Here is a 21479-nt window from a genome sequence, read left to right on the forward strand (position 1 = left end):
GCCGGGCACCGGCGTCTCCTGGGGTTCCACATCCCGCGCCCGTAAATAAGGAATCAACAGCTGTTGCCTTTCAAGCAACAGCTGGTTGTATTCTGGCTCTGTGACCCACGAAACACTTGACGCGTCCGCCGGCACGCTGCCCTCGGAGGCCATCGATGCGATCGAGCGTGCCGCCACCTCGGCACACCGCCACGAGGAGCTCTTCTCCGAACGGGCTGCCAACATCCGCCAGTCAGCCGTCCGGGATGTCTTCGACATTTCGCTGCGCCCCGGCCTGGTCTCGCTGGCCGGCGGCAGCCCCTACCTGCAGTCGCTCCCGCTGGAACGTCTGGCGGAAACGGCGGCCGCGATCATCGCCAACGACGGGTTGACCGCGCTTCAATACGGGGCGGGCCAGGGCACGGAGGAGCTCCGGGAACAGATCTGCGAGGTCATGGCCGCGGAGGGCATCCTGGACGCGAACCCCCGGAACGTGGTGATTACCGCAGGCTCGCAGTCGGCACAGGACGTGGCCACCAAGCTCTTCTGCAATCCCGGCGACGTCGTCCTGGTGGAGGACCCCACCTACGTCGGGGCGCTCAATACGTTCGAGGCCTACCAGGTCCAGGTGGAAACGGTGGAGATGGACCAGTACGGCTTGGTCCCGGAGCTGCTGGAAGCCCGGATCGCGGCCCTCCAGCTCGCCGGCAAAAGCATCAAGTTCCTGTACACAATTCCCAACTTCAACAACCCCTCCGGCATCACGCTGGCCAAGGAGCGCCGGCAGCAGGTGGTGGATATATGCCGCAGAGCGAATATCCTTGTGCTCGAGGACAACCCCTACGGACTCCTCCGCTTCGAGGGCGAACCGCTGGCACCCCTGCGCGCCGCCAATCCCGACGACGTCATCTATCTGGGCTCGTTCTCCAAGATCTTCGCCCCGGGCCTGCGGATCGGCTGGGCACTGGTCCCTGAACACCTGCAGCGGCGCTACTACCTGGCCGCCGAGTCCGTCACCCTCTGCCCGCCGGCCCTGAACCAGATGCTGGTCTCCGCGTACCTGCGCGAGTACGACTGGAAGGGCCAGATCGAAACCTACCGGGTCCTCTACGCCGAACGGTGCCGGGCCATGCTGGCCGCCCTCGAGGAATACATGCCGGCCGGAACCACCTGGACCAGCCCGCAGGGCGGGTTCTTCGTCTGGGTGACGCTGCCCCAGGGCGTGGACACCTACCCGCTGCTGCACAAGGCGATCGACGCCGGCGTGGTGTTCATCCCCGGAGCCGCCTTCACGCCGTCGGACGAGCCGTCCAACAAGCTGCGGCTCGCCTTCAGCGCTGTCCCCCCGGACGCCATCGCGGAAGGCGTCCGCCGATTGGCGCCGGTGCTTCAGGAAGCGATTGCGGCGCTGTAGCGTAAGGCTCACGAGTGCCGAAAACCGAGCAAGGGAGCATGCATATGGGTGGAATCATCGTTGTAGGGGTCGACGGCAGCGCAACGGCAAAGAAAGCGGCCGAGTCGGCAAAGGACCTGGCCGCGGCGCTGGGCAGCTCGCTGCACGTGGTGTCCGCGTTCGACAGCGACAAGACTGAGGTGTTCGGCAGCGGCAGCGACCGCTGGATCGTGTCCGACGCCGATGCCGCCGAACAGGTTGCCCGCACGGTGGCGGAATCCCTGGGCCGGGATGTCACGGTGACGTACTCGGCCGCGCGCGGACGGCCGGCGGACGCCCTCATCAAGGAAGCCCTGCGCGTGGACGCACGCATGATTGTGGTGGGGAACCGGCGGATGCACGGAATCGGCCGGGTACTGGGCAGCGTGGCCAACAGCGTGGCGCACAACGCGCCCTGCGATGTCTACATCGCCAACACCTACGACGCCGACTGAAGCGTAACGGCGGACACTCCCCGTGGTGGCGGACATCGCTGCGGGGGGTGTCCGTTCTCACCGCCGAAACGGCGGCCCGGCACGGTCTGCAACGATAAAATTGGAGAGGCCCCCAAAGGCGTGGACACGTCCATTCACCTCCAGCAAAGGCCTCCCTTGATTACTCTGCAGCGCCGTCAGCTCGTCGGCCACGACATCCTCCTGGCCCGCCACGGGAACCACATCTCCTCAATGCGGGTGGACCGCAGCAACGGCAGGGTGGTGGCACTGCTCGACGACGGCAGCCTGGACAGCGCTCCCAACCTGATCGCCCCCGGACTGCAGCTGCCGCAGACCGTGCGCAGCGTCCTGCGCGAAGACTGGAAACTCCTCAGCGCCTGGGCAGGTGCAGCAGCCCTGTTGGGAGGCCTGATGACGGCCGCAACCGTCTTCCTCGGCACCAGCGCCGACCCGGCCGTCCTTGAAGCCTTCACGGCCTACGCCGCCTACTAGGCCCGCGCGCCGTACTTCCCCGTACCCCGGGACGGGCATTCAGCCCACCAGCCAGCCCCGCAGCAGCCACCAGATCCCGGCCATCACCACCCCGCCAAAGAGTGCACCGGCCACCACCTGGGGCAGCGTATGCGCCCGAAGCACAACGCGCGACCAGCAGACCGCCGGAACCAGCACCAGCAACGGCGCCCAGGCGGCGCCGAGCATCAGCACCGATACGACGGCGGCGCAAGATATGGCAGCGGCATGGCCGCTCATTTTCCAGAACAGGCTGACCGCGGCCAACACCGCCACGCCGCCCACCACCGCCAGGACCATGGCAACCACGCTGTGCGGCGCACCTGCCGCTGCCAGGACCAGCAGTCCGACGGCGATGCATGCCAATGCCATCAGGAGCACGGGCGCGCGCTGCTTGCGGTCGCTTACATGGTGGTCCGTGACCTTGCCCAGCCGGACCAGGACCAGCAGCACCGCCAGCGGCAGCACGCAGACAAACAACGCCGCGAGTGCACCGTAGCCGATGGTTCCCGGAAATCCCGGCTCGGCCAGCGGGCTGATCAACAGCTGGATGCTGACCACCACCGGCGGCTGGAACACCTCCGTGATCCAGGTGGCCGCGCGGTTCTTCGCCCGCAGCGGCACGGTGTTGACGGGCACGGCCTAGTCCAGGAGGAGCGCGGGCTCTTCCAGGATGGCCGCGACGTCGGCCATGAAGCGGGCGGACAAATCACCGTCCACCACACGGTGGTCAAAGGATCCGCCCAGCGTGGTGATCCAGCGCGGAATCACCTCGCCATCCAGGACCCACGGCTTCTGCTTGATGGTGCCGAACGCGACGATGGCCACCTCACCCGGGTTGATGATGGGCGTTCCCGTGTCGATGCCCAGTGCCCCGATGTTGGTGACCGTGAGCGTGCCGCCCTGCATTTCCGCGGGCTGGGTTTTCCCTGCCCGGGCGGTGGTGGCCAGGTTGTTCAGCGCCAGGGCCAGTTCCTTCAGCGACAGGTCCTGGGCGTTCTTGATGTTCGGGACCATCAATCCGCGCGGGGTGGCGGCGGCAATGCCCAGGTTCATGAAGTGCTTGACCTGGATCTCGGCGCTGCCGTCGCCGTTGTCCACCCACGATGCGTTCACGCTGGGGTTGCGGGCGGCGGCCCAGATAACGGCCTTGGCGAGGATGAGGAGCGGGGATACCCTGATGCCGTCAAAATCGCGGGAGGCCTTGAGCCGCTTGACGAATTCCATGGTGCGGCTGGCGTCGACGTCCACGAAGATGCTGACGTGCGGGGCCGCGAAAGCAGACTCCACCATCGCCTTGGCCGTGGCCTTGCGGACACCCTTGACCGGGATACGCTCGATGCGCTGGTCCTGTGGCTTGCCGGCCTTGCCCCAGAAGCCGTCAGCCTTGTCCAGTTCCGCATCGCGCTGCGCCTGGTAGCTGACCAGGTCCTCGCGCGTGACCTCGCCGCGGGAACCGGTGGCCACCACATCCGCGAGGTCGATGCCGAGGTCGCGGGCGATCTTGCGGACCGGCGGCTTGGCCAGGACCCGGTTGACCAGGCCCGTGATGGTGCCGCCAAGGGTGGGGCGGTTGTCCACGGCGGCAGTTTCGCTGCCGGTCACCTCGGCTGGCGTCCGCGGCTGCACCGGCTCAACTTCGGGAGCGTTTACCGTCACCGAGGCGGCGGGTGCGTTCTTGCGGGGGCGCCGCTTGACGGCGTCGGCCTTGGGTCCGGAGCCCACCAAGGGAGCATTGGCCGGGGAGCTCCCGCTGCCGGCCGCCGTCGGCTCTTCTGCCGCGTCCACCGGGAGCTTGCCGTACAGCGGCTGCGCCGGGGGCTCCGGCGCGCGGACATCGGCAGGAGTGGGGTCGCCGGCGACTTCGTCGCTGACGCTGATGATGGCCGTGCCGACGTCAACGGTCACGCCCTCCGCCACCAGCAGCTCGCTGACGGTCCCGGCGAAGGGGGACGGCAGTTCCACGATCGACTTCGCGGTTTCGATCTCGCAGATCACGTCGTTAATGGCGACGGCGTCGCCCGGCTTGACCTTCCAGGAAACGATTTCAGCCTCGGTAAGGCCCTCGCCGACGTCCGGCAGGTTGAACTTGTTAAGGGTCATGGTGTCCTCAGTAGGAGAGGGCGCGGTCCAGCGCCTCCAGGATGCGGTCGATGTCCGGAAGGTAGTCTTCCTCCACCTTGGCAACGGGGTACGGCATGTGGAAACCGCCGACGCGGATTACCGGCGCCTCCAGGGAGTGGAACGCCCGCTCGCTGATCCTGGCGGCGATCTCGCCGCCCACTCCGCCGAACGTGGGAGCCTCGTGCGCGACGATCAGCCGGCCGGTCTTCAGGACGGACGCGGTGACGGTGTCGAAGTCGATCGGGGAAATGGACCGGAGGTCGATGACCTCAAGGCTCCTGCCGTCCTCCTCCGCGGCATTCGCGGCCGCCAGGGCAACGGGCACCAGGGGGCCATATGCGACCACGGTGGCGTCCGTTCCCTCGCGGAGGACGTGGGCCTTGAAGGGGTCCGCGGAGGGGCCGGGGGCCTGGACGTCAACGTCGCCCTTGAGCCAGTAGCGCCGCTTGGGTTCGAAGATGATCACCGGATCCTTGCACTCCACGGCCTGCTGGATCATCCAGTAGGCGTCATGCGGGTTGGACGGGGTGATGATGCGCAGGCCGGCCGTGTGCGCGAACAGCGCCTCGGGAGACTCGGAGTGGTGCTCGATGGAGCCGATGCCGCCGCCGTAGGGGATCCGGATGACGACGGGCACGCTGAGGTTGCCGCTGCTGCGCGAATGGATCTTGGCCAGCTGGGTGGTGATCTGGTTGAAGCCGGGGAAAACGAAGCCGTCGAACTGGATCTCGCATACCGGGCTGTACCCGCGCAGGGCAAGGCCTATCGCGGTGCCGATGATCCCGGACTCGGCCAGCGGCGTGTCCACGACCCGGTCGGGGCCGAATTCGCCGATCAGCCCGTCCGTTACCCGGTAGACCCCGCCGAGGGGGCCGATGTCCTCGCCCATCAGGAGCGACTTGGGGTTGGCCGCCAGCGTGGCGCGGAGGCCTTCGTTGATGGCCTTCGCGATGGTCATGGTGGTCATCAGTGGCCTGCCTTTGCTGCCTGCCCGGCGGACTCGTCCTCGCCGGCAAATCCTGCGCTGTATTCCTCGAACCACGCCAGTTCCTCGGCCACCAGCGGGTGGGCCTCGGCATAGACGTTGGCGAAAGCCTGCCGGATGTCCGGGTCCTGAAGGTCGTGGGCGGTGCGCCGGACGTAGGAGGCGAGCTCGTCGCCGTCGGCCTTGACCTTGGCGAAGAAGTCGTCAGCCGCCAGGCCCTCGGCGCGCAGGTACTTCTCCAGCCGCGCCAGCGGATCCTTCGCCCGCCACGCGTCCTCTTCGGCAGACTGGCGGTACTTGGTGGGATCGTCGGCGGTGGTATGCGCTCCCACCCGGTATGTGAAGGCCTCGATCAGGACCGGCCCCTTGCCCTGGCGGGCGTGCTCCAGCGCCCACTCGGTGACCGCGTGCACGGCGATCACGTCGTTGCCGTCCACCCGGATGCCCGGGAAGCCATACCCCTTGGCGCGGTTGGAGAGCGGGACCCGGGTCTGGACGTTGGTGGGCACGGAAATGGCCCAGTGGTTGTTCTGGCAGAAGAAGACCACCGGGGCGTTGTAGGAAGAGGCGAACACCATTGATTCGTGGACGTCGCCTTCGGAGCTGGCGCCGTCGCCGAAGTAGGCGATCACGGCGGCGTCCGGCTCCTTGCCTGCGCCATCGGTTGCGGCGGCGAGCTTCTGGTCGCGCTGGATTCCCATCGCATAGCCAACGGCATGGAGGGTCTGTGCGGCCAGGACCAGCGTGTACAGGTGGAAGTTGGTGTCCTTGGGGTTCCAGCCGCCGTTGGAGACTCCGCGGAACTGGCGCAGGAGTTCGGCAAGGTCCACGTTGCGGGTCAGGGCGACGCCGTGCTCACGGTACGTGGGGAAGATGTAGTCCTGCGGCTGACTGGCACGGCCCGAGCCGATCTGCGCAGCTTCCTGGCCCGTGAGCGGCACCCACAATGCCAGCTGGCCCTGGCGCTGCAGGGCTGTGGCTTCAACGTCGAACCGGCGGATCGCGGCCATGTCGGCGTACAGGCCGCGCAGCGCTTCGGGGGTGAGCTTGTCCGCATACCTGCTGAACACCGGATCGGCGCCGAGCTTCCCATCGGGGCCGAGCAGCTGGACCATGGGGGCCGCGGGCTCGCCCAAGACAGCCTCAGCATCAGCTTCCCGCTGGTCGTCTACCGCTGTTCCGTCGAACTCGGTGGAAGGCAGATGAGTGCCCATACCGTCTCCTTGCTTGCCGCATCCGGATGCAATGCAAATGTCGCTGGGATATATGCCGCACATGGAATACATTCCGCTTGCGGCATATACATTGGCTTACTGATCCTAACTTTATCTTCGGTAGGTAGCGGAAGGGCTACTTGTTAAGTGCTAGGAACTGGCCGGTGCCTTTGTATAGTCGGCACACAACTGGAGGAAACGCGTGTTGGCTTCAACCTCCCCGATACTTACCCTTACGCCTTCGCCGGGAAACGCCCGCACGGAGAGGGCACGCGAGCCTGCCAGCTCCGCAAACGCAGCACTTTCGGCGCCCAGGGCCAGCCATACGAAGTTGCCCTGCGCATCGGGAATATCCCAGCCCAGATCCCGCAGGCCAGCGGTGACACGCTCCCTCTCGTCGACGAGCTTTTGTACCCTTTCCACAACCTGGCCATAGTTCTCGAGCGAAACAATGGCCGCACGCTCCGCAATTTGGGACACCGCAAAGGGCGTTGCTGCGATGCGAAGGTACTGGGTCAGCTGGGGATGGGACACGCTGTAGCCGACCCGGAGTCCTGCCAGGCCATGGGCCTTGGAGAACGTCCGGAGCACGACGACATTGGGGTATTTGCGGTAGAGGTCGATCCCGTCGACGGCGCCTGCCGCCCTGACGAACTCCTGGTAGGCCTCGTCGATCACCACCACCACATCGGCGGGAACGGACCGGATGAAGGCCTCAGTCTCGGCCGCCGTGAGGGCGGGCCCGGTGGGATTGTTGGGCGTGCAGAGGATGATGACCCTGGTGCGGGCTGTGACTGCAGCGGCCATGGCGTCCAGGTCATGCCGGCCGTCCGGCAGCACGGGGATGCGCACACTTTCCGCACCTGCAAGGCCGACGCTGATGGGGTAGGCCTCGAAAGACCGCCACGCATAGATCACCTCGTCGGCCTTGCCGTCCTCATTCTGACCGGCAAAGGCCGCAAGGATCTGGCCCAGGGCCCCCAGGCTTCCCGCGCCGGTCACGATGTCCTCGGCCGGTACGCCAAGGAATTCGGCAAGTGCTGCCCTCAGCTTGCTGCTCAGGGGATCCGGATACCGGTTGAAGTCATCCTGCCGGGCAATGGCCTCCAGCACCGCAGGGATCGGCGGCAGCGGGTTCTCGTTTGATGACAACTTATAGCTGGCCAGTCCGCTGACGGCGGCGGGCGGTTTTCCTGCGGCATAACGGGGCAGCCGGTCCAGCACCGGGCGCGGCGCTATTCCGCCTTCCCTGGTCTCAGATGAGGTCATGGTTCCAGCCTACTTCGCGGGTGCCGGGGGCACCCGGGAGGCAAACCCGGAAATCCACGCCCGCACTGCAAGCCGGCGCCCCTGACCATGTGGAAGCATGGTGGCATGGGTTCCTTCATCCTTCGCGTCATCGTCAACGCAGCAGCCCTCTGGGTGGCCAGTTGGATACTGCCGGGAATGGACATCTCAAGCACCGCGACGTCCGATGCGGTGGCACGGTCCGGGATATCGCAGGATACCGGCACCATCGGGATTGTCCTGGCCTATCTCTTCATCGGCCTCATCTTCGGGGTGGTCAACGCATTCGTGCGGCCATTGGTAAGGCTCCTGGCCCTGCCCATCACCATCCTGACGCTTGGCCTGTTCGCCATCGTCATCAACGCCGCCATGCTCTACCTGACAGCATGGATCAGCAGTTACACCCCCGTACACCTCACCATTGATTCCTTCTTCTGGACCGCGGTGCTGGCCGCCATCATCATCTCCCTGGTCTCCATGGTGGCGGGCATCCTGCCGGGCCGCCGGCGCTGATTCCGGCCGTCCGGGACCTTCCCGCCCAAGTAGGAATACGCCCCGAACCAAGTACTCGGCAGGTGCGCGTCCTCTGAACCGCTCTGAAATTGCAGTACCGGCCACCCATGACCCGCGGGACCCGGCCTCCTAGGCTGCTGCCAGTTGGGCCGCCGTGCGGCCCGTTGCTGTCAGTTACTGGAACGGGGGCCATCAGTGAGGGCCATAAGAATCATGGTTGCCGCCTGCCTGCTGTTCGCCTGGCAGGCGGGCCCGGCACAAGGGGCAGTCACAGCAGGGGCCGCCCCTGCCGACGGGGCCGCGCTCGGCAACGACATCTCCTGGCCGCAATGCGGCGGCGACCTTCCCGGACCGCCGGCCTTTGCGATCGTGGGGGTCAACGGCGGGCGCCCGGACACGGCCAATCCCTGCCTGTCCGCCCAATTGGCCTGGGCGGAGCGCACCTCCGATGCCACCGCAGGAACTCCGGCGGCGGTGTACGTGAACACCGCCGCCACCGGGCCGGTGGAACCCTTGTGGTGGCCGGCGGGCAACACGTACCAGGGCAAGGACGTCGGGAACCCCTACGGAGGGTGCGACGGCTCGGCATCGCCAGCCTGCGCCTATGTCCACGGGTACGCCATGGCCCTCAATGACGTGGCGATCCTGAAGGAAGCGGGCGGCGGGGAGCGGCGTACGTGGTGGCTGGACGTTGAAACCGGAAACAGCTGGCTCTGGGACAAGGCCGCCAACGCCGCCGAACTGGAAGGCATGGCGGCGTACCTGCAAAGCGCGGGGGCAGAGGTGGGGATCTACTCCACGGCATATCAATTCGGCGAAATCGTCGGCGCCATCAATCCGGGAAGCAACCTCTCCGGGCTCAAGAGCTGGCTGGCGGGTGCGGAATCCACCTCCACGGCGCGGGAGCTGTGCGGGGAAGCACCCCTCACGCCAGGCGGCATGGTTGCCCTCACGCAGTTCACTGACGGGGACCTCGACTACAACTACCGGTGCCCCGGCGCGGCCCCCGCCCCCGCGGCTCCGCTGCCGGTCCCGCCGCCGGACCCGGCCCCGCTTGATGCCTACGCCGCGATGCACGCCGCCCAGATCGCGTGATTCAGCGGCCGCCGAGGTGTCGCTCCCTGGCGCGGGCATCAGGGGGAACCAGGGATGATGGCGCTTTTGCCCGGGTCAAGGAAAACCGCGTGGCAGTGGCAACCCCGCCTGCTCCCAAGACGCCGCCCAAAGCTGCGGTGGACCTGACGAGTGAGGGATCGCTGCTTGCCGAGACCAGCCGCGCACCTTCCTGGTAACCGGCCAAGCCGTGGCCCAGCCCGAGGGCGCCCTCGCCCTGCACCTCACGGAGCGGGGTGTCGAGGGAGACGGTAACGCGATTGCGGGTTTCGGGGTTCGCCGCACCGTCCGCGCCCGGAACCCAATCGGCCTGGTGCTCCAGGTGCAGGGCCGAAATCTTTTCGTCAACGCTGATCCCCGCCACCGGCGACCCTGCCGTCAGCACATACCTCACGTCGTATTCCTGCCCAACCCGCGGGTCGGAGGCAAAGTTCATGGCGTGGATGCCACCCTGGCTGTATCCCACCGCCACCACGGGTGCTCCTGGTTCGGCCCCGGCGGCAGCCAGTGCCTGCAGCACGGCAGCGTTGATCTGCTCGGAGTCGTAGAGCATTCCCTCGGCGATGCCGGCCTCATCGAAAGGGTTTGAACCGCCGGCGTACTTTCCGGCGGACTGGGTACCCGGAATCACGACGACAAACGTCTTTTGACCGCCGTTATTGACCTGGATGACCTCGATAAAACCGGCCCCGCGGGCATCGATGAGGCGGATCTGTTCCAGGAGACCGGCCGGTGAGGTATCAAGGTCAACACGCACTGATTCCTCCTGCCGAACAGAGATGGCCCGTGGGACCGCGTTCCCGGCAAAGAGCTTCAGGACCAGGTCCCTGGCATGGGGCGCATTGTCGATGACCTTTTGCATTTCCGGCGCCCCAAGTCCCAGGCCCACGATGATCGATTCCATCGCGGAACGGTCCACCGCGCGGGCTTGGGTCATGAGTTCGAGGGAAGGTCCGGCGTCGCTGGACCAGTTGATACCAATCCGCCGGCCCGCTGCGGCCCAGTGCTCGGCGTCAGCGTAGTCACGCACGCAGGCCCGAACATGGGCGGCAAGTTCCTGCATCCCGCTGCGCACAGTGCGAAGCCGGAAGTGGCCTTCCCGCACAGCCCCCACGTGCGGCGCATCTGACCACGGGGGCTGATGGTCGAACATGCAGAGGTCGTCCAGGACACGCCCCATCTCCACCTCCGCGTCCAGGAGATCTCCGGCAAGGTCATCAATCCTGCGTGCGCCGCTTGTCAGTTCCTCGAGCTGAACGCTGATGCCGCCGACCCCGCCGCGCACCGTCAGGTCCCCGTCCCTCGAGGAGCGGGACAGCCTGATGCCCTCGGAGCCGGGCGGAAAGTCTGTAGTCATCCCGGCCACCCCGAACCGGTGGGGAGCAGGGGAACCTGCTCGCCCGCACGGCGGCCCACCGCTTGCCTGGCGTCCTCCAGCCACCTGACTGCCGAACGCAACGCGGCAGCCTGCACTGAAAGCGCATCCCGGTAGGCGCGGCCCGCCGGCGACTCCCAGGTGAGCAGCTGGGTGTCGCGGATACCTGCCAAGACCTGTTCCACCCGGCCCTCACAGCCCGCGATCCGGCCTGTCAGTTGCTGGAGCTCGCCGCCGGTGCGCTGCGCACTGCCCCAAATCCCCTCCGTCACATCGTTCCCCATGCCCTCTCCTACCCTGCCTTCCGGGCTCATCACGCCCCGCCCCACCACCTGCCATCCCAACGCTAGGAACACCGGCCGCCGCGCATAAGGGCCGCCGTCGGCTATGTGGACAAGTAACGTGAGCTGCCCGCTTAAGGCGCCGCCCGACTTCGTGAAAGAATCAACGCATGCCTGAAACTGCCGCCACAGCTGACACCCGTACGCCCTCAGGACGCCTGGCCCTCGCCGCGTCGCCGGAAAAAATCGCGCTCGGACCCCTCGACGGCCGCTACCAGCCCGCCGTCGCGCCCCTGGTCGATTACTTGTCAGAGGCAGCACTGAACCGGGACCGCGTGGCCGTTGAAGTGGAGTGGCTCATCCACCTGACCAGCAACAACGTCCTTCCCGGCGCCGGCCCGCTGAGCACGGAACAGCAGGAGCAGCTCCGCGCCGTCGTCACGGAGTTCGACGCCGCCTCGGTGGCCGAACTCGCAGAGATCGAGGCCGTTACGGTCCACGACGTGAAGGCTGTGGAGTACTACATCGGGCGCCGCCTGCCCGCCATCGGCATCGAAAACCTGACCGCCATGGTCCACTTCGGCTGCACGTCCGAGGACATCAACAACCTGTCCTACGCCCTCGGCGTGAAGGGTGCCGTGGAGGACGTGTGGCTCCCCGCTGCCCGCAAGCTCGTGGCGCAAATCAGCGCCATGGCGGAGGAGAACCGCGCGGTTCCCATGCTGTCCCGCACGCACGGCCAGCCGGCCACCCCCACCACCCTGGGCAAGGAACTGGCTGTCATCGCGCACCGCCTGACCCGCCAGCTGGACCGGATTGCCAGGACCGAATACCTGGGCAAGATCAATGGCGCCACCGGCACCTACGCCGCCCATGTGGCCTCCGTCCCGGGTGCTGACTGGCAGCAGGTGTCCAAGTCCTTCGTTGAGGGGTTGGGCCTCACCTGGAACCCGCTGACCACCCAGATCGAAAGCCACGACTGGCAGGCCGAGCTGTACGCCGACGTCGCCCGCTTCAACCGGATCCTGCACAATGTCTGCACCGACATCTGGAGCTACATCTCCATCGGCTACTTCGCGCAGATCCCCGTCGCCGGCGCCACGGGCTCCTCCACCATGCCGCACAAGGTCAACCCCATCCGGTTCGAAAACGCTGAAGCCAACCTGGAGATCTCCTCCGGCCTGCTGGACGTCCTGGGTTCCACCCTGGTCACCTCCCGCTGGCAGCGCGACCTCACCGACTCCTCCAGCCAGCGCAACATCGGCGTCGCTTTCGGCCACTCCCTGCTTGCCATCTCGAACGTTGCCAAGGGCCTGGAGCGCCTGGACGTGGCCGAGGACGTGCTGGCAGGCGACCTGGACACCAACTGGGAAGTCCTGGGAGAGGCCATCCAGATGGTCATGCGCGCAGAGGCGATCGCCGGCGTCGAAGGCATGGAGAACCCGTACGAACGGCTGAAGGACCTCACGCGCGGCCACCGCGTGGACGCCGCCCGCATGCGGGAATTCGTGCAGGGCCTGGGCTTGTCCCCCGAGGCCGAGGCCCGGCTCCTGGACCTCACGCCCGGCAAGTACACCGGCATTGCGGACCAGCTGGTGGACCACCTGAAGTAAAGCCCACAGCAGGGCAGGAATGCACGACGGCGGCGCCGGGCCCGGGAGGGTCCGGCGCCGTCCGTGAATCCCGGCCCGCGTGCCGGCCTGCCGCTGCGGCGCAGGTGAGAGCCGGTGTCCGATCGGGTGGGAAACTGGAATCATGAGGCTGCTCCTGATCCGACACGGCGAGACCCCCGGCAACGTCCTGGGCCAACTGGACACCGACCACCCCGGTCCTGGATTGACCGAACTGGGTGAACGCCAGGCCGAGGCCATGGCACGGGCCCTGGCCAACGAGCGGATCGGGGCGCTCTACGCCTCCACGCTGATCCGGACGCAGATCACCGCGGCCCCGCTGGCCCGGCGGCATTCCCTGGACATTGAAGTCCTGGACGGCCTGCATGAAATCGAGGCAGGCTCCCTGGAGAAGCTCACGGACCACGAATCGCACAAGCGCTACATGGGGACCGTTATCTCCTGGGCCGCAGGGAACCTGGACCAGCGCATGCCGGCGGGACCCGACGGCCATGCCTTCTTCGACCGCTTCGACGCTGCCATCGCGAACGTGGTGGAGCGGGCGGTGCGGGACCGGCACGGCACGGCGGCCGTCGTCAGCCACGGCGCCGCGATCCGTACGTGGACGGGGCTGCGGGCCCGGGGTGCAGGACACGAGTTTGCGGCCCGGCACATCCTGGCAAACACCGGAATCGTGGCGGTCGAGGGGAGCCTGGATGGCGGGTGGAACCTGATCCACTGGGATGGCAGCCCCGTAGGCGGCCTTGCCTTGGCCGACCCGACGGCAGAAGATCCGACCGGCCGGGACGTCACGGCTCCCTAGAGCTGCTGCCGGTGCCGGCGGCCGGGGAAGATCCGCCGCGTCCTGCACGGACTGCCCTGGCTGCCCCGCGGAACCGCGGGGACAAGCTGGGCTGCCATTGCGGCTGCGTCCGCCGCCGCCGGCCTCTGCGTGGCGTCCATCGCAGTCAGTGCGCGCAACAGGACGCCCCAGTCGCCCAGGTGGTCCGGGACCTTCGGGGACCTCAGGGTCCGGGCCACGAGGGACTCGATTGCCGTCCCTGGAAACGCCTTGGTCCCGGTGAGGAGTTCCAGGAGGACCAGGCCCAGGGCATAAACATCCCACGACGGGTCCGCTACGTGGCCGGAAGCCTGCTCCGGACTCATGTAATGCACAGTCCCGGAGGAGATGCCCGGTTCGGGGGCGGAACCCGCAGGCGCGGCAATCCCGAAATCGATAATCCGCACCGGACTCCTCCGCAGGCCGCTCAACATCAGGTTGGCCGGTTTGATGTCGCGGTGCACCAGTCCCCTGGAATGAAGGTGCGCCAGCGCACCGAAGAGACCGCGCGCCCACACGGCAATATCTGCCTGGGGCATGCTCCGCATCCGGATGGCCTCCGCGAGGCTTGTCCCGAGCGCCAGTTCTTCGATCAGGAAGGCATGCCCGGCGGAAGGACTACCGGCAGGCATGACGCCTCCGGCAATAAACCTCACGATGGAGGGGTGGTCCAGCCCGGCCAGGACCGCCGCCTCATTGTGGATCCGCTGCTGGTGCTTCCGGTGTCCTGCCGTGGCAATCTTGACGGCGGCATCGGGGCCGCCTTCCAGGTCAACGGCCCGGAACACCTCGGCAGCGGATCCGCGACCCAGCCTTTCGCCAAGCCGGTACCGCCCGGCCAACACGACGCCTGCGGCCGGATTGGGGGGCTGCTGCACTGCCGCGGGCAGCACCGTCCCGACGGCGGTCATGCCGGCAGGACAGCTGAGGAGGATCCCTGGCGGGAGGCGCCCGCTGATCGTTTGCGGTCACCGCCCGCAGGCCACGCATCGAGCTGGAACCCGCAGCCGCAGCGCCACACGGGCGGAAGTTCAATGCTGTTGCTGTCAGCCGGCGCGAACGTGTAGCTGGCGCCCTCGGAGCCCACAGCGGGAGTGACCAGCTGCATTGCAGTACCGCAGTGGATCGCGGACTTTCCCTGCGGCGCGGAATTGCCGTCCAGGGAGGGTCGCACCAGGCGGGGACTCGTCAGCATTGCCGCATCATCGCAGGGATCAGGCGGTGAAATTTCGGTGAAAGTAACCAACTCACTCACGACTCCGTTGGGAAGCAGCTTCGGGGAACAATCGTAAGCTTACATATAACTAGTTGATCTAGCTAGTCCGCCTAGCTAATCTTCTTTGCTTCCCCGTCATGCGCAGCAAGGGCGTCCGTCATCCGCTGCAGGAAATCAACCACGATGCGCGCATCCTCGGCCGAGAGGCTTTCCGCCACGGACATCATTCGGCGATGCATGGCCCCCAGCGTTTCGCGGACTTCCTTATCCGATTCCCCGGTGGCGATGACCACCACAGAGCGCCGGTCGGTGGGGTGCGGTTCACGCCGGACATGGCCGCTGGCAACGAGCCGGTCGATCAACGACGTCGTGGAAGCGCTCGTGATATTGAGGAACTGGCTCAGGTCCTTGGGCACCGCCTGCTTGCCGGACGCCTGCACCCGCAATAGGTACCGCAGGGCGAGAATGTCCGTTTCGCCCATGCCCATGGAATCCCTGGTGGTACGGCGGATTTCCGTCTCCGCCGACCGGTAGTCGCGGAGCGACTTCAAAACCGCTGCGCTGTAGTCCAGCTGCCCGTCAGGCCCATACCAGTAGCCGGAGCCCTCATTGCCCGTAGAAACCATGGAATCATTTTAGACCAACTGATAACTAGCCTGCCAAGCAACTTACGGATACGCAGCGGAATGGCGTTATCCAGGTGCTTACCGTTAGGAAACACCCGCGTAATCCCGGGCACCTAGCCTTGTCAGGCATACCCCTCCGGCGAATCGAGGCAGATATGCAGACAAATCCCAGGCTGAACATCAGGCAGGTCCCCTGGTCCAATCCCGTGGGCGCTGATCTTCGCCGCGCCCAGCAGGCCGAACTCGACGCCCGCTTTGGCCGGCCGGACCACGAACCCGGCCCGCCGCCGTCGGGCGCCGACTGCGCCGTCTTCCTGGTGGCCTACGACAAGGGCTCGGGACAGCCCGTGGGCTGCGGCGGGCTGCGGCTCCTGGACGGATCGACGGCGGAGATCAAAAGGCTCTACGTCCTGCCCTACACGCGCGGTTCGGGCGTCGCCAGCTCCATCCTGGCGGCCCTGGAGGCCGAGGCCTTCAAGCAGGGCATCACGCGCATCAAGGCGGAAGCCGGCTCGGCCCAGCCCGACGGAAGGAATTTCTACGAAAATTCCGGCTTTGAGGCGATTCCAAATTTTGGGCCCTATATCGGGGTGCAGCACTCTTACTGCTACGCCAAGAGCATCAACGCCCGCAGCGCCGCCCACACGGCCATGGCCTAGGACCGGCATGATCACCAGTCAAGCCATCCTCACCATCGAAGAGATCGCCTCCGTCAACCTGAACGCATCCGGCAAACCCGCACCGCACGGTTACACGGAGACCACCTACGACCGCAACCGGATCCCCACCCACCGCCTCACGGATACGCTGCAGCAGGACTGAGCCGGGCGGCGAGGTTGAGCAGGCGGTCCCGGAAGGGTTGGGCACCGTCCGCCAGAGCCACCTTCATCATCGCCGCGGACCCTAGGCTAAGGGCGCGCGTCCGCAGCCGGCGCTGCCGGTCGTAGGCGGCGAGCGCCTTTTCCCGCGGCAGGCTGTTCAGCAGATCCGCCAGGACCACGGCGTCCACCAGCGATTCACAGGCGCCCCGGCCGAGGTTGGGCGTCATGGCATGCGCCGCGTCCCCTACCAGCACCGCCGCACCGCTGACATAGGACCGCAATGGGGGCACAGTCCAGATCCTTTGGGCCAACGAAAGCTCCGGACTCGCGGCGGCCAGCACCTGACGGATGGCGGGTGCGTGGTCCGCAAAGCGCCGCCTGGCCTGCGTGAGCGCCTCTTCCACGTCGATTCCCGTGGGGCCGAGCGTTGACCGCCAGCTCCCGTACCAGTTGGTTCCCCCGGGGGCGGCGGCAATGCCGAACAGGTCGCCCCGCCCCCAATACTCCCCCACCTCGCCGGCTTCTACCGGGGACGGAATGGTGCCGCGGACAGCGAGGGCGGAAGTCAGCCTGGCATCCGATGCAGTGCCCCACACTTCGCGGCGGACCACGCTGTGCACCCCGTCGGCACCCACCAGCAGCCGGTCCACCGGAGGCAATTGCCGCACATGGGAAGCCACCCTGCGGACGGTTCCGGGCACGGCTCCATCCAGCAGCCGCAACAGGTCCACCCGGGAAATGCCGAACAACTCCCCGCCCCGGACGGTGACCCAGGGCTTGCCTGCGGCATTGCGGATGGACCCGTTTCCCAGCACCGGGCTAACCGCACGCGCCCCGGCCAGGACCCCCACCCGCGCCAGCGCACGCTGCGCATTGGGCCACATGGCCAGCACGGTGCCCACCGTGGGCAGTTCGGGGCGTTTCTCGAAGATGGACACGTCATAGCGTGAAGGGTCCAGGCTGGCCGCCAGGGCCAGGCCCGCGATGCCGCCGCCCACGATCGAGATCGCTTCCATGCAGGCAATTTTACTACTTTTGTAGTGGCATGGAAGAGGCACTTACACTGGGCGCATGCCTGACCGCCGCACGGAACTGATGGATGCCGCCCTGGGGGTGGTTGCGAACAAGGGAATGAAAGGCCTGACCCATCGCGCCGTCGACGCCGCCGCCGGACTCCCGGAAGGCACCACGTCCAACTACTTCCGGAGCCGGGCAGCCCTCGTGGAGGCCGCGCTGGACCGCCTCCTGCAGCTTGACGCCGGACTGCTGCGGGAGGCCGGTCCGGCCGGACCGCCGCCGGGCATTCCGGAACTGGCGGACCAGCTGGCCGCCATGGTGCTCGCCCTGGCCCGGCAGCACGCCGGCCTCACGCGGGCGCGGCTGGCCCTGTCGCTGGACCGGCCCGAGGCGGTGACCGCCGGCCACTACCTGCTGGTGGGCGGGTTGGAGCAGGCCCTGGATGGTTTGGGAGTGGCGGGCGCAGCAAGGCGGGCGCAGGACGTCGCCGACTACGCCGACGGCCTGTTGCTCCACCTGCTCACCGTCCGCCGGGACCAGCAACCCGACGTGGCCGCAACCGCAGCGGCGATCCGCCGCCTGCTGGCCCCGTAAAGCGGGCCCGGCAGCTTGTCGTCGTCCTCCCTGGCCCTAGGACGCGCCGGGCCAGCCTGTGTACGCCTCGGCAAGGTAGGCCATGCCGTGCCGCGATGAAACCACGGAATTCAGTTCGCCAAGCTGGCGGGCCCGGGAGAAGTCGTCGGCGTCCGCGGGGGTGTGCAGCATGGTGGTCATCCAGTACGAGAACTGCTGCGCCTTCCAGACCCGGTCCAGGGCGCGGTCGCTGTAGGTGTCCAGCAGGTGTCCCGATCCGGAGTTGTAGTGGCTGTCCAGCCCCTCGAAGAGGACCTTGACGTCGTTGATGGCCAGGTTCAGGCCCTTGGCTCCGGTGGGCGGCACAGTGTGTGCGGCATCCCCGGCGAGGAACAGGTTGCCGTGGCGCATGGGGGTGTGGACGAAGCTGCGGAACGGCAGGACCATCTTCTCGATGACCGGGCCCTCCTTGAGCTCGAAGCCGTTCCCGTTGACGCGGCTCCGGAATTCGGCCCAGATCCGGTCATCGTCCCACTCCGCCACGTTCTCCTTGGGATCACACTGGAAATACATCCGCTGGACCGTCTCCGTACGCTGGCTGATCAGGGCGAAGCCGTTGGCCGAGTTGGCGTAGATCAGTTCGTCGGAACTGCGGGGAGCCTCGGCCAGGATGCCGAACCATGCGAACGGGTACTCGTGGAAGTACCACTTGCGGTGGGCCTCCGGGATCTGGAACCGGCAGTGGCTGCGGGAGCCGTCGGCACCCACCAGGAAATCCGCCTGGATCTCGAATTCAACGCCTTCGGCGTCGGTAAACCAGACCTTCGGGCTGCCTTCCAGGTCATGGACGGAGGTGTCGGTGACGCTGAAGCGGACGTCGCCGCCGTCGTCCTTCCTCCGCGCGGCGAGGTCGAGGAAGACGTCCGTCTGCGGGTAGAGCCAGACGGACTCGCCCACGAGCTCCTTGAAGTCGACGCGGTGGCTCTCGCCGTTGAACCGCAGTTCGATGCCATCGTGCCGGTCGCCCTCGCGCAGCACACGGTCCGAAACCCCGCTGTCCACCAGCAGATTCACAGTGCCGTGCTCCAGGATTCCGGCGCGGACGGTGTGGGCGATCTCCTCGTGGCTGCGGACCTCAATGACCGTTGACTCGATGCCTGCCTTCGCCAGGAGATGGGACAGCATCAGCCCTGCCGGACCGCCTCCCATGATGGCCACTTGGGTGGTGATGGTTTTTCGTGCCATGGCTGCGTCTCGCTTCGCTGCGGGTCCCGCCACGGGCGGCACCGGATCGTTTGTCTGCCATCAGTGTGGGGGAAGCCGGGTGACCGGCGTTACAGAAATTCCGTTGAATGGCTCAGGCGTCCGCAAGTTGCCGGGCGATGCCCCGGGCAGCCGTTTGCAGGGCCGGAACCAGTGCCTGCAGGCGCATCTCCTGCAGGGGCACCACGACACCCAGTGAGGCTACGGCCCGCTGCCGGCGGTCCAGCACGGGCACCGCGATTCCCCAGGTGCCCGCATCCACTACGCCTTTCAGTTGCGCAAAGCCCTGATGGGCGGCCTCGGCCAGCAGCGCCCGCACGTCGGCCGCAGCCAGCCTTCCCTCGGGATCGGTGAACTGGCCCAGGTACTCCTGCTGCATGGCCTTGTCCTGGTGGGCCATCAGTGCCAGTCCGGCGGACGAGATATGGATGGGCATCCTCCCCGCCACCTGGGCCCGGTTGGCCACCGAGCCGCGCCGTGACAGGCGCTCCACAAAGAGGGCCTCCCAGCCATCGAGCACTGCCAGGTTCACGTTTTGGTTCAGCACCTGCTGGATGTCCTCCATGAACGGCATGGCTGCCTGCCGGAGCGCCAGCGCCGGCGAGGCACGGTTCACCAGTTCCCACAGCCGGAGTCCAGGCCGCACCATCCCGCCCGGAGCAGTCTCCAGCAGTCCGTGACCTGCCAGCTGGCCCACCAGCCGGTGGGTAGTGGTCAGCGGAAGGCCTGCCCGGCTGGCAAGGTCAGACAACTGGAGGGCGTTGACATCCTGGGGAAACGCGGAGATCAGCCGCACGATCCGGTCCACCACGGAGTCGCCGGACGGGGAGTTGGCCAGCGTGAACACCTGCTTCCATTGAATGGGAAAAGTTGTCCCAGATTACACCCGATAGTGATACAAACCTCACTGGGGATGCGGGCAATGCCGCCCACCCACGACCGGCAAAGCAGCCTGCCGCTCAAAACTCCTGGAAGATACACCGAGGTATTTCTATGTCATTTGCGCCATCCCAGCACCGTTCCACGTGGCCGGTCTGGCTTTGCTGGCTGGCCATGGTTCTGGACGGTTTTGACCTGGTGGTTTTGGGCACGGTCATTCCCACACTCATCAAGACCCATGACCTTGGCTTCGACGCGGTGGGCGCCACCTTGGCCGCCACAATCTCACTGGTGGGGGTTGGCGCCGGTGCCCTGTTCATCGCCCCGCTGTCCGACCGCTTTGGCCGGCGCCGCCTCCTGGTGGCCTGCGTCCTGTGGTTTTCGATCTTCACCATCGCCGTGGTGTTCGCACCCAACGTGGCGGTGTTCTGCGCCTTCCGGCTTCTTGCCGGGCTGGGACTGGGCGCCTGCCTCCCCGCCGCCTTGGCCTACATGAACGACTACGCCCCGGCAGGTACCGCCGGAAAGTCGACCACCCGGACCATGACCGGCTACCACGCCGGCGCTGTGGCCACGGCCTTCCTTGCCCTGCTGCTGATCCCGGACTGGCGGTTGATGTTCATCGCGGGCGGACTCGCAGGCTTCGCCCTGGCACCCTTCCTGTGGTTCAAGCTCCCCGAAACACTTCCCCCGGCTGAGGCAGGAACCGAACCGGCCGCAGCCCGCACCGGTTTCCGGGACCTGGCACGGAAGCCCTACCCACTGGTGGCGCTGGCCATCGCGGCGGCGTCCTTCATGGGGTTGCTCCTGGTCTACGGCCTGAACACCTGGCTTCCGCAGCTGATGGCCGGCGCCGGGTACACCGTCAGCACCGGCCTGGTCCTCCTGCTGGTCCTCAACGTGGGGGCCGTGGTGGGCCTGGTGATCGCAGGGATCCTGGCCGACAAGCACGGCACCAAGCGTGTGGTGCTGCTGTGGTTCGGACTCTCTGCGGTTTTCCTGGCTGTCCTGAGCGTCAAGATCCAGAATGAACTGCTGCTCAACGCGGCAGTCTTTGTCACCGGCGTGTTCGTCTTCAGCGCACAGGTACTGGTTTACGCATGGGTCAGCCAGCTGTTCCCGGCAACCCTCCGTGCTACAGCCCTCGGCTTCGCCGCCGGCGTGGGCCGGCTCGGCGCGATCATGGGCCCTGCCGTCACCGGCACGCTGGTGGCTGCCAACATCGCCTATCCCTGGGGCTTCTACGTCTTTGCGGCTGCTGCCGCGATTGCCGTGGTGGCGCTGGTGACGGTGCCGCACGCCATCGCTGCGGTCCGGGCAGAAGCGGTCCCGGAAGCATCAGCCACCGAACGTCCGTAACGCGTC

23 protein-coding genes and 1 pseudogene are annotated in these 21479 nt (G+C 66.9%); 11 read left to right on the forward strand and 13 right to left on the reverse strand.

Annotated elements, in window-relative coordinates:
- Window positions 1–100 precede the first annotated feature (100 nt).
- The 3 genes from DFO47_RS16490 (at window position 101) to DFO47_RS16500 (ending at window position 2358) form a co-directional block, all read left to right on the forward strand.
- The gene (locus tag DFO47_RS16490) at window positions 101–1393 is read left to right on the forward strand and encodes a PLP-dependent aminotransferase family protein (RefSeq protein WP_133832357.1); all 1293 of its coding nucleotides are present in this window, start codon (window positions 101–103) and stop codon (window positions 1391–1393) included.
- A 44-nt stretch (window positions 1394–1437) separates the two neighbouring features.
- The gene (locus DFO47_RS16495) at window positions 1438–1866 is read left to right on the forward strand and encodes a universal stress protein (RefSeq protein ID WP_018763687.1); all 429 of its coding nucleotides are present in this window, start codon (window positions 1438–1440) and stop codon (window positions 1864–1866) included.
- A 156-nt stretch (window positions 1867–2022) separates the two neighbouring features.
- Window positions 2023–2358 carry a hypothetical protein gene (locus DFO47_RS16500; protein WP_018763688.1) on the forward strand — a complete coding sequence of 112 codons (336 nt, stop codon included), beginning with the start codon at window positions 2023–2025 and terminating at the stop codon, window positions 2356–2358.
- A gap of 39 nt (window positions 2359–2397) precedes the next feature.
- Here DFO47_RS16500 and DFO47_RS16505 read toward each other — a convergent pair whose 3' ends face one another.
- From DFO47_RS16505 to DFO47_RS16525, 5 genes are all read right to left on the reverse strand, one after another.
- Window positions 2398–3015, reverse strand: a complete 618-nt coding sequence (locus DFO47_RS16505) for a phosphatase PAP2 family protein (protein ID WP_018763689.1) — start codon at window positions 3013–3015, stop codon at window positions 2398–2400.
- Between the two features lie 3 nt (window positions 3016–3018).
- Window positions 3019–4479 (reverse strand): dihydrolipoamide acetyltransferase family protein, encoded by a 1461-nt coding sequence (locus tag DFO47_RS16510; RefSeq protein WP_133832358.1) that lies wholly within the window; start codon window positions 4477–4479, stop codon window positions 3019–3021.
- 7 nt (window positions 4480–4486) lie between these two features.
- Window positions 4487–5467, reverse strand: coding sequence for an alpha-ketoacid dehydrogenase subunit beta (locus DFO47_RS16515; RefSeq protein ID WP_018763691.1), 981 nt, complete (start codon window positions 5465–5467; stop codon window positions 4487–4489).
- Complete coding sequence (gene pdhA, locus DFO47_RS16520) at window positions 5467–6699, reverse strand: pyruvate dehydrogenase (acetyl-transferring) E1 component subunit alpha (protein WP_133832359.1); 1233 nt, start codon at window positions 6697–6699, stop codon at window positions 5467–5469. The genes DFO47_RS16515 and pdhA overlap by 1 nt, the downstream gene beginning before the upstream one ends.
- A 150-nt stretch (window positions 6700–6849) precedes the next feature.
- Window positions 6850–7968, reverse strand: coding sequence for a histidinol-phosphate transaminase (locus tag DFO47_RS16525; RefSeq protein ID WP_133832360.1), 1119 nt, complete (start codon window positions 7966–7968; stop codon window positions 6850–6852).
- A gap of 105 nt (window positions 7969–8073) precedes the next feature.
- Between DFO47_RS16525 and DFO47_RS16530 the strand changes: the two genes are divergently transcribed.
- Both DFO47_RS16530 and DFO47_RS16535 read left to right on the forward strand, forming a co-directional pair.
- Window positions 8074–8499: a phage holin family protein gene (locus DFO47_RS16530; RefSeq protein WP_018763694.1), complete on the forward strand. Its 426-nt coding sequence runs from the start codon at window positions 8074–8076 to the stop codon at window positions 8497–8499.
- 195 nt (window positions 8500–8694) lie between these two features.
- Complete coding sequence (locus tag DFO47_RS16535) at window positions 8695–9594, forward strand: hypothetical protein (RefSeq protein WP_243835513.1); 900 nt, start codon at window positions 8695–8697, stop codon at window positions 9592–9594.
- A 1-nt stretch (window position 9595) separates the two neighbouring features.
- Here DFO47_RS16535 and DFO47_RS16540 read toward each other — a convergent pair whose 3' ends face one another.
- The gene (locus DFO47_RS16540; RefSeq protein WP_243835515.1) at window positions 9596–10969 is read right to left on the reverse strand and encodes a hypothetical protein; all 1374 of its coding nucleotides are present in this window, start codon (window positions 10967–10969) and stop codon (window positions 9596–9598) included.
- A complete protein-coding gene (locus DFO47_RS16545) occupies window positions 10966–11271 on the reverse strand; it encodes a hypothetical protein (protein ID WP_109864191.1) in 306 nt (101 codons plus the stop codon). Before DFO47_RS16545 ends, DFO47_RS16540 begins: the two co-directional genes overlap by 4 nt.
- 167 nt (window positions 11272–11438) lie before the next feature.
- Here DFO47_RS16545 and purB point away from each other — a divergent pair, with 167 nt between their 5' ends.
- Together purB and DFO47_RS16555 are read left to right on the forward strand one after the other, a co-directional pair.
- On the forward strand, window positions 11439–12881 hold the full coding sequence (gene purB / locus DFO47_RS16550; protein ID WP_109864190.1) for an adenylosuccinate lyase: 1443 nt from the start codon (window positions 11439–11441) through the stop codon (window positions 12879–12881).
- Window positions 12882–13023: 142 nt separating this feature from the next.
- Window positions 13024–13701: a histidine phosphatase family protein gene (locus DFO47_RS16555; RefSeq protein WP_018763699.1), complete on the forward strand. Its 678-nt coding sequence runs from the start codon at window positions 13024–13026 to the stop codon at window positions 13699–13701.
- Here DFO47_RS16555 and DFO47_RS16560 read toward each other — a convergent pair.
- The 3 genes from DFO47_RS16560 to DFO47_RS16570 all read right to left on the reverse strand — a co-directional run bounded on the left by DFO47_RS16560 (window position 13698) and on the right by DFO47_RS16570 (window position 15561).
- Window positions 13698–14630 carry a serine/threonine-protein kinase gene (locus DFO47_RS16560; RefSeq protein WP_133832362.1) on the reverse strand — a complete coding sequence of 311 codons (933 nt, stop codon included), beginning with the start codon at window positions 14628–14630 and terminating at the stop codon, window positions 13698–13700. The genes DFO47_RS16555 and DFO47_RS16560 overlap by 4 nt on opposite strands.
- Window positions 14627–14914: a hypothetical protein gene (locus tag DFO47_RS16565; RefSeq protein ID WP_109864188.1), complete on the reverse strand. Its 288-nt coding sequence runs from the start codon at window positions 14912–14914 to the stop codon at window positions 14627–14629. Before DFO47_RS16565 ends, DFO47_RS16560 begins: the two co-directional genes overlap by 4 nt.
- Window positions 14915–15045: 131 nt before the next feature.
- Window positions 15046–15561, reverse strand: coding sequence for a MarR family transcriptional regulator (locus DFO47_RS16570; protein WP_018763702.1), 516 nt, complete (start codon window positions 15559–15561; stop codon window positions 15046–15048).
- Between the two features lie 155 nt (window positions 15562–15716).
- Here DFO47_RS16570 and DFO47_RS16575 point away from each other — a divergent pair, with 155 nt between their 5' ends.
- Both DFO47_RS16575 and DFO47_RS16580 read left to right on the forward strand, forming a co-directional pair.
- Window positions 15717–16220 (forward strand): GNAT family N-acetyltransferase, encoded by a 504-nt coding sequence (locus tag DFO47_RS16575; RefSeq protein ID WP_109044787.1) that lies wholly within the window; start codon window positions 15717–15719, stop codon window positions 16218–16220.
- 7 nt (window positions 16221–16227) lie between these two features.
- Window positions 16228–16383, forward strand: a pseudogene (locus DFO47_RS16580) (acyl-CoA thioesterase); the annotation flags it as partial.
- Here the strand turns inward: DFO47_RS16580 and DFO47_RS16585 are convergent.
- Complete coding sequence (locus DFO47_RS16585) at window positions 16358–17398, reverse strand: FAD-dependent monooxygenase (protein ID WP_133832363.1); 1041 nt, start codon at window positions 17396–17398, stop codon at window positions 16358–16360. The pseudogene DFO47_RS16580 and the gene DFO47_RS16585 overlap by 26 nt on opposite strands.
- A 55-nt stretch (window positions 17399–17453) precedes the next feature.
- Between DFO47_RS16585 and DFO47_RS16590 the strand changes: the two genes are divergently transcribed.
- Window positions 17454–17993, forward strand: a complete 540-nt coding sequence (locus tag DFO47_RS16590; RefSeq protein ID WP_018763706.1) for a TetR family transcriptional regulator — start codon at window positions 17454–17456, stop codon at window positions 17991–17993.
- Between the two features lie 36 nt (window positions 17994–18029).
- On the opposite strand, the gene DFO47_RS16595 is transcribed toward DFO47_RS16590, so the two are convergent.
- Window positions 18030–19217 carry a 4-hydroxybenzoate 3-monooxygenase gene (locus DFO47_RS16595; RefSeq protein ID WP_133832364.1) on the reverse strand — a complete coding sequence of 396 codons (1188 nt, stop codon included), beginning with the start codon at window positions 19215–19217 and terminating at the stop codon, window positions 18030–18032.
- Window positions 19218–19329: 112 nt separating this feature from the next.
- Entirely contained in the window at window positions 19330–20073 is a 744-nt protein-coding gene (locus DFO47_RS16600; protein WP_133832435.1) for an IclR family transcriptional regulator, read from the reverse strand.
- Between the two features lie 155 nt (window positions 20074–20228).
- Between DFO47_RS16600 and DFO47_RS16605 the strand changes: the two genes are divergently transcribed.
- Window positions 20229–21473, forward strand: a complete 1245-nt coding sequence (locus DFO47_RS16605) for an aromatic acid/H+ symport family MFS transporter (protein WP_243835517.1) — start codon at window positions 20229–20231, stop codon at window positions 21471–21473.
- Window positions 21474–21479 lie beyond the last annotated feature (6 nt).

Source organism: Arthrobacter sp. AG258, from assembly GCF_004364695.1.
Classification (GTDB): domain Bacteria; phylum Actinomycetota; class Actinomycetes; order Actinomycetales; family Micrococcaceae; genus Arthrobacter.